Raw genomic sequence first — 10,360 nt, forward strand, 5'->3', positions numbered from 1 at the left:
TTGTATTGATCGATTTATTAAAAATTATTCTTTTCCGTCTACATAATCCTGCAAATAGCTATACCTATCTGTCAATTTACCTTGGCTCGTCATTCTTGCTCTTTCAAGAATACCATCCTTATCATTATCAAAAAATGCAGGAATTACATATTCCAAAAACATTTCTCCAAATCCTTCACTTGCGTCTTTAGGTAATTCGCAAGGCAAGTTATCCACTGCCATTACTCCTATTGCGTTGGGATTCTTAAAATCTACTTCTGTTTCAGTTTGTGGATCATATCCATATACTGGATCTGCAATAGTCGAAGATCGAATTGTACTTGCCACAGGACCATCGATATCACAGGAAACATCTGCCACCAATTTAATTTTAAAATCCTGAGATTTTGCATCATCTCTAGTAAAAATAAAAGGAGCTCCATCTCCAAAGAAATGACCAGCAATATACATATCACTTACTTTAGCAAATCGCATAAAATCTCCTTCATACTCTTGCGGATTGGCATAAAAATCGTTCTTATCTATTACTCTACCGTCCTTGCGTTTATTATAATCCAACACATCAATCTGTACGTATACAGGTTCATCAAAGGTAGCAGACAAATATTCATCTACAGCAACCTCCCTGATCTTCATGGCATCTAATATTTCTTTGGCTCCCCCTCCTACTTTACCATTTCCGGTGAGTACAATTTTTATATTGGGCAATTCTATTTTTGACAAAGCTTCTTCTAATGACTTTTGATCATTAAGCGTTTCTGCTTTAGGTAATTCAAAAGTATCAAACTTGATCCCCCAAGCTCTAAATCCATTATATGCGCCAACAATTCCTGCATATTTCCCAAAACCAATTAGTCTAAAACCATTTTTACCAACAATTACCTCATGATCATATAGTTCTATATTTTTTTCAAGAATGGCTTTAAGTAAATCTCTGTTATAGGGTTGCTTTTTTATAGTGTGCGAAAAGAAAAAATACTTTTTACCAGCTATTAGGTCAGAAATAGGAACTTCTTTTACTCCAAGAAGAACATCCCTATCTGATAAATCATCAGAAACTATAAAACCTTCTTTTTCATATTCAGCATCATTAAACACTCTAACATTAGATTTTTCTACAACAAAAGAAGCATGAGGAAATTTGGATGTTACTGATTTTAAGCCATTGGGCGAAAAAACGACACGACGATCTGGCGGGTTTTTTCGCTCTGTGATGACACCGAACTTAGTCATATGAATTGGTATAAATTTTGTATTAAAAAACGAGGGTAAAGATATGATAATTATGATTATCTTTGCTGCCCGAAAGTATTTTTGATCAAATTGAAAACAGATACTGTTTTTAATTGAAAAATAATAGTCAAATTTCGGAAATTGCTACTTGGGGTCGACTGGTTTTGACAGCGAGGCTAATAGAGTGGTAAGCACGTCGAGCGCTGGGATATAGCTCGTAAATATCATATTTCACTTTTTTAAACGGCGAGAATAACTACGCCCTAGCTGCATAATCTGAATTCTAGTAGGATAGTGCCTCGGTCTACAAGGTAGACAAGCAGGATACCTCTCAATAGCCTTGGTTTGCGGCGATTGATAATGGGGTATCGTAAAAGTAAACCTAGAGATTATAGAGTCTTGATATAATTTCGAAATCTAATTGAGAATAAGCGATACGTTGGCGGTTTTTGGTCTTTCATATCGTCGAAAATTAAACAAAAACTAAGCGTGTAGAAAGCTATTGTATTACTTGTTTGGACGAGGGTTCGAATCCCTCCGACTCCACATTAAAAAAACTGCAATTATCTATCAATTAGATTTTTGCAGTTTTTTTTATTTAGATTCTACACAGCCATTACTGAACCTTTCCAAAAAAAAGAGGTTTTTTACCCTTTGGTTTTATCAGTTATATCTGTTTAAGGTAACTCGTTCTAGAAAGTTTCAATAAAATCGATAAATAGATAGTCATTTACAGATGGATCAACTGCAAAACTTTGCTTGGTAAATGTATTTTCGATAGTTACAAAATCATGATCTTTTAAAAACGGACTATCAAAATGCAAATGAACATTTTCTCCAAACAAATAAATTAATCCCACCTTAGGTTTTGCAACCCAATTATTTTGATCATATTTTTTAAAAAGATAATTACACACAGAAGAAAAAAAGGAAGCATAACCTATGCAATTTGCTGTTTTTGATCTAATCAATTTATTAGGATCACTATAATTATTAGAGGCTGTAAATCTTAATTTCCTGGATGTTATCTTAAGGCTTACTCTAATTATTTCTTCAATTTGTAACGTATCCTTTTTGGGGACATTTGCCTCAATATAATTTATAAGATTAGTGTTTTTAATACTGTAATTCGGTCTTTCTGCCAGAGACTTATATGCTACGATTTTTCTATAAACAGGACCACGAAAGACAAAACCAATAAGCATCAAAACTATTGACACAAATACTATTCTTTTTATGGATTTAATGTACTTCAAATGATTAGTATTAAAAAAATTACATATCACCTAAAAAGCCACCCATTAGAGCAGCGCCAATGCTTAACTCTATAAAAATGATACTTAATAAATATATTAATATAAAAATGGTCATATAGGATTGTTTTTTGAATTTCACAATTGAGGTTACCAGACAAAACACAAACTGTAATACTGCAATTGATAGTAAAGCACAGACGCATTGAATATATATATAATCAACATCTAAATTCTCTACTTTTATCACAATTGTAAAAATCATAACAAAGAACAGTATAAAAAATACCGTCCCTATCAAGAGATTTGTTACCCAAAACTTTCTCATACCAAAATTTTAAATATAGGTAATTAATTGAATATCTCACTTTTAAAAAAACTGATATAACTTGTAGACAATATAAACATTGAATAATTCGCTTCTCTCCCGACTCCACAAAAAAACCACTTAACACATCATTGTCAAGTGGTTTTTTGTTTTGTAATAGCATAACTAGTTACATATACAGATGTGTTTTCTTTAGAACCTAAAGGTTCCAGAATTCAATTACAACTCAAACCAGATGATGGTCAAACAAACAATCAAGACTGGATTTTAACACCTCTGTATCTGTATTTGTGAGTCCCCCATTATTATTTCCTCCATTGATTTTTTGTGTATTATTTAGTTTAGCTACGGTAAATCTTTCTAAAGTAAGTGAGTTTTGTTTGTTAGTTTTTTTCATGTGCTTTTGATTTTAATTAGAATACAATGTACACATAAAACAAAATAAATGGTCTCTAAGCTTCATTTTATAGTCTTCATTCTGAAATGAAGAGCTCTTAATTTCAAACTTTTCATCTAATTCTGCTCATTTTTCTTAAGCTGCTTTACAAAAAACGAAGGGTAGATTTCATATTTAAGAAAAAAGGCTTTAGAAAATGATTCTGATGATTTAAAACCGCTTTCTTCGGCAATAGCTTTGATCGTGTAATTTCTAAACAATCTATTTTCTTTCAACTTTTCAAAAGCATAAATAACTCGCAATTCTTTTATGTAACCAGTATAATTACTACCTCTATAAAACTTAATTATTTTTGCTAAATAATTGGTATTGGTGTTGAGTTGTGATGCCATCTTAGATAAGCTCATTTCCTTATCAAGAAATGATTGATTTTGCTCAAAAATTTCCAGTTCTTGCCTTACTCTATTGACAATTTGGGCATCAATTGTCAAAGAAGCTTTTACTCCCTCTTTTTTATTTTTTTGAGTGGTTTCTGTTATATGGCTAGTACTCAATTCGTGTTCCTTATTTTTCATCAATTGAGAAAACTGTTTCTTATATAAAAGAAGCTTATACCTTTGATTCACCCCATAGATAAGCACCAGAATTAATATCCCTAGAGTAACATAAAGAAACAATTGAAAGTTGTTTTTCCTACTATTTATTTTATCAATAATTTTCTGTCTCTCATTTTCTATTTGTGGCAAATCATACTTACTACTAATCTCATTTTTAAGAAATCTAAAATTACTATCTAATATACTATCAACAGCTATCAAACGATTCAAATACACTAGCTGATTTTTAAAATCATCCTTTTCTTTATGATAGTTGATCAAATAGGTATACGTTTCGCTTGTTTCGGGTAAAATATCTCCACTCTCCAGATATACACTATCCACTTCTTTAAAAGATTGAATTGCTTTTTCTGCATCACCCAATGCCATTTGTACTTTCCCCAGATAAAAATAAGCAACTGCTTTATTTGGGGTATCATCCATTTTAGTTATAAATCTCAACCCCTTTAGTATGCTATCTCTTGCTTTATTTAACTCTCCGTTTTCTAAATATATGATACCCTTATTTAAGACAAAATGATAATACATTTTCTCATCCTCTAACAGCTTTGACTCCTTAATTCCTAAATCATTAAAAAATGAAGCAGTATCCAGTATTTTATTTTTTCGATATGAATTAGAAATAGAAAAAAGGACATTTAGATACTTTGCAGGACTAGCATTTCTATAGTTATCATTATTAACATATGCCCAAGATTTTTTAAATACTCCCAGGGCATCATGATCATTATCAATTCTTGTTTTTAGCAATCCAATATTATGGTTTATTAAAAACTCCAGAGTTGCTGCATTTTTACCATTATTATGATTAATAGCTAAAAGGTATTGTTTTAAAGCCTCTTTAAAATTACGGCGTTTATAATAGTAGTTCCCTTTATCATAATATGCAAGTGTAGGAAAATTTTGGTTTCTCAGATTTTTACTCAAATGCAAGATGGTATCATACAAATCAAAACGTGTAAAATACTTTTGATCGAGCATCAATTTTCTATAGTAACCATTAATTAACTGTATAGTATCTTTTTCCTCTTTTGCTTTTTTGATGTAAGCGCTAACATAATAGCTTGCTATTAATGAATCTTTTACATTCGCTCTAAATCCTTTTTTTAAGTAGATATAGTCTTTAGACATTAATGAGTCAATTTCTGCTTGACCATAGATCTCATTATTATTAGTAATTAGACTACAAAACAATAATAGATATATAGCAAAATTGCGTAAACTCATAATGTGTTTATTTTCCGGTCTGTAAATTATACTCTGTCTTAGGCTTATCTATATTGGGTATATAACAAAAATGATTACCATCATCGGGCACCTCAATTTTCCAAATTTAACATAAAGATATATAATGGTCAAAATCTATATGTACAACGAGGTCCTACTCTTTTGATATAGTATTGATCACTAAACAATATATTGCATCACATACTACAACCAGTATTCTTGCTGATCACTCTCTACTCAAACAAAACAAACGCTCTTCTGAAACCTAAAACATATAGAGGACAAACAATACTTATAGACACAAAACAGTCATAACAGTCCTCTGGCTTATTTCTCAAAACTACCTGTTTATCAATAGTTTAAAATTCTAATCCTAAAAAAAAGACGTTTCTGTTTACTACCTCCTATTTTAAAATTACGACTCTTCATTTCGAAACGGCGATATCAATCGTTTGGTACTAGCATTAAATAATTTCAATTTTGGCGACATAATAGTTGAATAATTATATCATTTATGGTTTGAATTTATTGTTTAGTAATTTAGGCTCTCATGTGTTTTATATATGTCTCTTAATTCCATGAATTCAGGGTCTTTTTTCCTGAAAACGGACTGCACCCATTTGTTTTACACATTGGTTTTGATCTATGTTTGTGTCCTACTAATAATTCCTCATACCACATTTGATCTTTATTGCAGTAGACCTAAACCAGATATGGCTTTTGGTTACTCAGTAGAAATATTTTCGAAAGCAGATACATTCAAAAAAAAACAGAAATTGATATACTTTATCCTTGAGAGAAGCATATCATAAATGGCTTATCGGTTAGCATAGATCAAAGAACTGAATTTAACATATATCATTAAAACAATACTTACAGAATTTATCAAGTAGGTAAACCACTAATACATTTAAAAACATGAAAAATCTAAAAGATTTCGAATTCGAAAAGATTAAGATTAACACCATACATGGAGGAAAGCAAGGAGACAGAACAATAGGTATCATTATAGGACCAAATGGAGAGCAAATTATTGTAGAGCAAGGCACTAACGATAATGACAGTCAATAGCAAAGCGGAAGCCGAAAAGCTAATAGAGTAGGCAAATTTTTAATAATTATAACAAATGAAAACTTTAAAAGATTTTGAATTCGCAAAAGTAGAGATTGACACTGTTTTTGGTGGAAGAATGGCAGGTACTTCTTCTCAAAATACAATTACTCTAACTAGTTGTGGTTGTTCTAAGGATGATGGAGATGATTCTGAGTGGGAAGGTGATGACAACGCATTTACTCATGCATAATTAAATTTAATCCTGAAAAATATGACGAACCTGGTTCTTCGTATTTTTTAGGATTTTCTATTTTCAATAATATATGATTTTAATATTAAGTACATCAACAGATTTAGATACAGAAAAAGTAATAGAGTGGCTCAATTTTTATAACGAACCATTCTTTAGACTAAATGATGAAGATTTAATGATGGGAATAGTTGAGTTTTACTACAACCCTGAAAATCTAGATCAATCTTATATAAAAAACCACGCTACAAAAATATTCTTTAGGGATATCAAAAAAGTTTGGTTTAGAAAATTTGGATTTCTAACGAGTTATGAGAAAAAGTTCACTAGAAATAGTGACTTTTACAAATACTTGTACTCAGAGTTTAGTGCAACCAGAAAACTTATATTTGAACTTCTATCAGACAAAAAATGGCTTTACAGAAAGGGAGTACTTCCCAGTAAACCAATGGTGCTCAAAAAAGCAAAAGATCATGGGCTACAAATACCCAAATCTGTAGTTACTACAGATAAAAATGTATTAAAACAACTTGATTCTAATTCAAATGGTTTAATCACAAAAACAATAGGAGAAGGAAAACAAGTAATGCTTAACGAAAAAAATTATCCCTTTATGACTATTGGGATTGATGATGTCGATAAGGTAAGTCAAAAATTTTCACCTTCATATATTCAGGAAAAAATAGAGAAAGAGTACGAAATCAGAACTTTTGTCATAGGCAAAAAGCTATACTCTATGGCTATTTTCTCACAAAATGATAAAAGAACTGAAATCGATTTTAGAGTTTTTGATCCAGAAAAACCTATACGATTTGTTCCTTATAAACTACCGCAAGATATTGAAGAAAAGGTAATCAATTTTATGGATGATATTAGTTTAAACACAGGCTCTGTTGATTTCATAAAATCCGTTAATGGTGAGTATGTGTTTTTAGAAGTTAATCCCGCTGGACAATTCGGGATGACATCCTACCCTTGTAATTATGCAATCCATAAAGAAGTAGCTAACAGTTTAAAACAATTATAATGGAGTTTATTGAAAAAAATAATTTAGAAGAGGTAGACATATACCCATTATCTATATTCTATGTAGAACTAAAAGATACATTAATCGGTAATAACAAAGTAAGCTATGCACCATCTACCTATTACCAAACTCAAAAAATGCGGTGCATGTACAATTATAAACCCTCTATTTTAATTTGATAATGAATCCGGATAATTATATACGATTTTATGAATGTTGCAGACCGGTCAAAGGAGCGGTTAGAGCAGCTATATACGACTTGCAGAGATCGCAGATTTTTTTTGCACCTAATCCTCTCATAGAAATAATTAATGACAATACCGATAAAACAATAGGGACTATTTTTGAAGAAAATAAATTTCAGATAGAATTGCTAAAAAAACAATTATCGTATTTGTACGAAAATGAAATTATTTTTTACCCTTCAAATCCAGAAAATTTTCCTGTACTGAATACAGATATCACCAAACCCAATTTACTCGAATTTATGTATCTAACTGTAGATACCCTTAATGAGAATAAATTAGATTTTCTAAATACCATTGATGAGACCGGAGCCAACAATCTCGTTTTAGTTTCTACAAAATCTATTGGCAAAAATAAATTAGAATCGATTTTAGAGCACTTAAATCAATCAAAAATAAAGTGTATAAATATCCTTTCTTTATATGAAGAAATTGATTTTGAAGATACTAAAGACATTATTCTTCAAGATGCCAGAATACGCAGAAGTGTTTTTTATAATTGCGACAAACAAGCTGATGGCTTAGAGCATGTAACATTTACAAACAAGGATTTTAAGTCAATACTGAATAGTGGTATTTTATCGCCAAATAATTTAACAATAAACCTGGAAGCCTACCTGGAAAGTCTGAATCATAATTTATTTTACAATCAAAAAATATTCATTCAGGATAATGGTGATATTGTTAAATACTTTGATGATCCCGAGGTTTTGGGAAATATTTATACTGGTAGCTTGGTAAAGGTTATTAAGGAAAATAAATCATTAAGACAGTTTTGGGAAATATCAAAAGATGATATCGAACAATGCAGTACTTGCGAATTTAGATATGTATGCCCGGATAATAGGATTCCGACCAAAAAAAATAAAACCACATTCGAATATCAAACTGAATGTGCTTATAATCCAAAAACTAATGAATGGAGTCAAAATTAAGTACTCATTACTAGTTGTCAGTATAATCTTTACAGGGCTTACTTCTTGCAAAAGTGTTCATAATTACGCAGCTCATAATTATTTTAACGGAAGCGTTTTCTACAATGATTCCCTTAACATAAGCGGTGTCTTTTTTGGGGATATTCAGTTTTTTGACGTAAAAAACAAAAAACCGGATATCCCTAAGAATATATCTAAAAACAACCTCTTATTATATGGAGTATCGACAACATCCCCTACCTATGAAGTGTTTCTTTCATTTGAAAGAGCAAAAGAAAATAATGGCATAGACACTACCTATTTAAAAACAAACGACACTTTAAATCAAATCGTTATTTTTTCAAAACGAAAAGACCGTAAAAGCTTACATCTTTGTTTAAAATCAACTGAAAAATTCAAATCTAATCAATCAATGATTAATGATGCCAAGAATATTATGGATTCGTTTAAATTCGATACTTCTGCACAAGAAGAGTTGGACTATTTTAAAATATTCAATACTTACAAAGAAGAGGATAATTTTTTACACGTTATTGAAAAGTTTGACAATGCCCCTATACAAAACAAAAACGATGAATGGACAAAACTTCAATTACTTTTAACCATTTTATCACATGACCCCAAATATCATAGGTATAAGGAAATGGTAAAAGATTTTGAACATCCTAGAACAAAATACTTAAAAAAAATCCTTGATAGTGTTGATGCTACCAACAAGCATCATACACAAGAGCATCAAATCCTTGATAAAATAAAGTCTATTACAGCAAATAAAAAAGTTGTAATGCTAAATGAAAATCATTGGTACCCAAAACATCGAATTTTTGCAACAAAACTATTAAAACCATTACGCTCAAATGGGTTTAAGTATTTGGCAATAGAAGCTATTAATAAGGGGAAAGATTCGTTAGTAAACCAAAGGTATTTCCCTACCAGAAACACAGGATATTATACCAGAGAACCCTTTTTTGGTATTTTTATAAGAGAAGCTATTAAGCATGGATTTGTAATTTTGAGGTATGATGATTTTAGCACAAAAAACAGAGAAAAAACTCAAGCCGAAAATCTAAAAAAGATAATCGATCAATACCCTGATGAGAATATTTTTATATACGCTGGGATTGATCATATCTTAGAGAAAGATAAGAAAAAGAAAAGAATGGCAGAATATTTTACCGAATTGACAAATATTGACCCCTTAACAATTGATCAAGTCGAATTAGTAGCCGAATCTCCTCACAAAGTGACTCTATATAGCGCCAAATCGTTTGACAACATAAAAAGAATAAACAATAGTGTTGATTATTTTTTGGTCAATAACTATAGAGAAGACCTAACCGAAGTCTATGATGATAGTTCTTTATCACATTTCGTTGTTAACGATTCTGGATTAAAAGAATATAACAACAACGAAGTACTAATCTCTTTGTATTATCATCATGAATATGAAAAATACAAGACCAATAGTATCCCTTTTCTAAATAGGATTAAACGAATTACTAACAATAGTGTAGCGGTAAAAATTCCTAAAGGAAAATTTCAGATAAGAATCAGTAGTAAAGACAACCATCTAATTCTATCCAAAAGTATCACTAATAAATAAGTTGTTCTTTTGTTTAATAATCTATTAATAAAAAAACATTTAAATCCTTAAAAAACTTAATAATCTAAGTAGGTCAATTCTTAATAAATAGTGTTATTTTTGCGCAAAAAACCAGATGAAAAACCATTTTATAAGACAAAAAACGTTAATGTTTTTAACTTCTAAAATATTTTTCTTATATTAGAACACCCA

General features: G+C 30.4%; 9 protein-coding genes and 1 other RNA gene. 6 read left to right on the forward strand and 4 right to left on the reverse strand.

Annotated elements, in window-relative coordinates; all coding sequences use genetic code 11:
• Positions 1-24: 24 nt before the first annotated feature.
• Positions 25-1,233: an NAD(P)-dependent oxidoreductase gene (locus C1X07_RS14900; protein WP_103070828.1), complete on the reverse strand. Its 1,209-nt coding sequence runs from the start codon at positions 1,231-1,233 to the stop codon at positions 25-27.
• 150 nt (positions 1,234-1,383) lie between these two features.
• Here C1X07_RS14900 and ssrA point away from each other — a divergent pair.
• Positions 1,384-1,782, forward strand: a transfer-messenger RNA (tmRNA) gene (gene ssrA, locus C1X07_RS14905).
• A 143-nt stretch (positions 1,783-1,925) separates the two neighbouring features.
• On the opposite strand, the gene C1X07_RS14910 is transcribed toward ssrA, so the two are convergent.
• The 3 genes from C1X07_RS14910 to C1X07_RS14920 form a co-directional block, all read right to left on the reverse strand.
• Positions 1,926-2,489, reverse strand: coding sequence for a hypothetical protein (locus tag C1X07_RS14910; protein ID WP_128755288.1), 564 nt, complete (start codon positions 2,487-2,489; stop codon positions 1,926-1,928).
• A gap of 551 nt (positions 2,490-3,040) precedes the next feature.
• Positions 3,041-3,211: a hypothetical protein gene (locus tag C1X07_RS25045; protein WP_164914171.1), complete on the reverse strand. Its 171-nt coding sequence runs from the start codon at positions 3,209-3,211 to the stop codon at positions 3,041-3,043.
• Between the two features lie 116 nt (positions 3,212-3,327).
• Entirely contained in the window at positions 3,328-5,055 is a 1,728-nt protein-coding gene (locus tag C1X07_RS14920; protein ID WP_103070831.1) for a helix-turn-helix domain-containing protein, read from the reverse strand.
• A gap of 918 nt (positions 5,056-5,973) precedes the next feature.
• Between C1X07_RS14920 and C1X07_RS25050 the strand changes: the two genes are divergently transcribed.
• The 5 genes from C1X07_RS25050 (at position 5,974) to C1X07_RS14940 (ending at position 10,168) form a co-directional block, all read left to right on the forward strand.
• Positions 5,974-6,126 (forward strand): hypothetical protein, encoded by a 153-nt coding sequence (locus C1X07_RS25050; RefSeq protein ID WP_164914172.1) that lies wholly within the window; start codon positions 5,974-5,976, stop codon positions 6,124-6,126.
• Between the two features lie 55 nt (positions 6,127-6,181).
• Positions 6,182-6,358 (forward strand): hypothetical protein, encoded by a 177-nt coding sequence (locus C1X07_RS25055; protein ID WP_164914173.1) that lies wholly within the window; start codon positions 6,182-6,184, stop codon positions 6,356-6,358.
• 73 nt (positions 6,359-6,431) lie between these two features.
• Complete coding sequence (gwsG, locus tag C1X07_RS14925) at positions 6,432-7,385, forward strand: grasp-with-spasm system ATP-grasp peptide maturase (protein ID WP_103070832.1); 954 nt, start codon at positions 6,432-6,434, stop codon at positions 7,383-7,385.
• 181 nt (positions 7,386-7,566) lie between these two features.
• Complete coding sequence (locus C1X07_RS14935) at positions 7,567-8,565, forward strand: hypothetical protein (protein ID WP_103070834.1); 999 nt, start codon at positions 7,567-7,569, stop codon at positions 8,563-8,565.
• A complete protein-coding gene (locus tag C1X07_RS14940; RefSeq protein WP_103070835.1) occupies positions 8,546-10,168 on the forward strand; it encodes a hypothetical protein in 1,623 nt (540 codons plus the stop codon). The genes C1X07_RS14935 and C1X07_RS14940 overlap by 20 nt, the downstream gene beginning before the upstream one ends.
• Positions 10,169-10,360: the final 192 nt, after the last annotated feature.

Source organism: Aquimarina sediminis (assembly GCF_002895435.1).
GTDB lineage: Bacteria > Bacteroidota > Bacteroidia > Flavobacteriales > Flavobacteriaceae > Aquimarina > Aquimarina sediminis.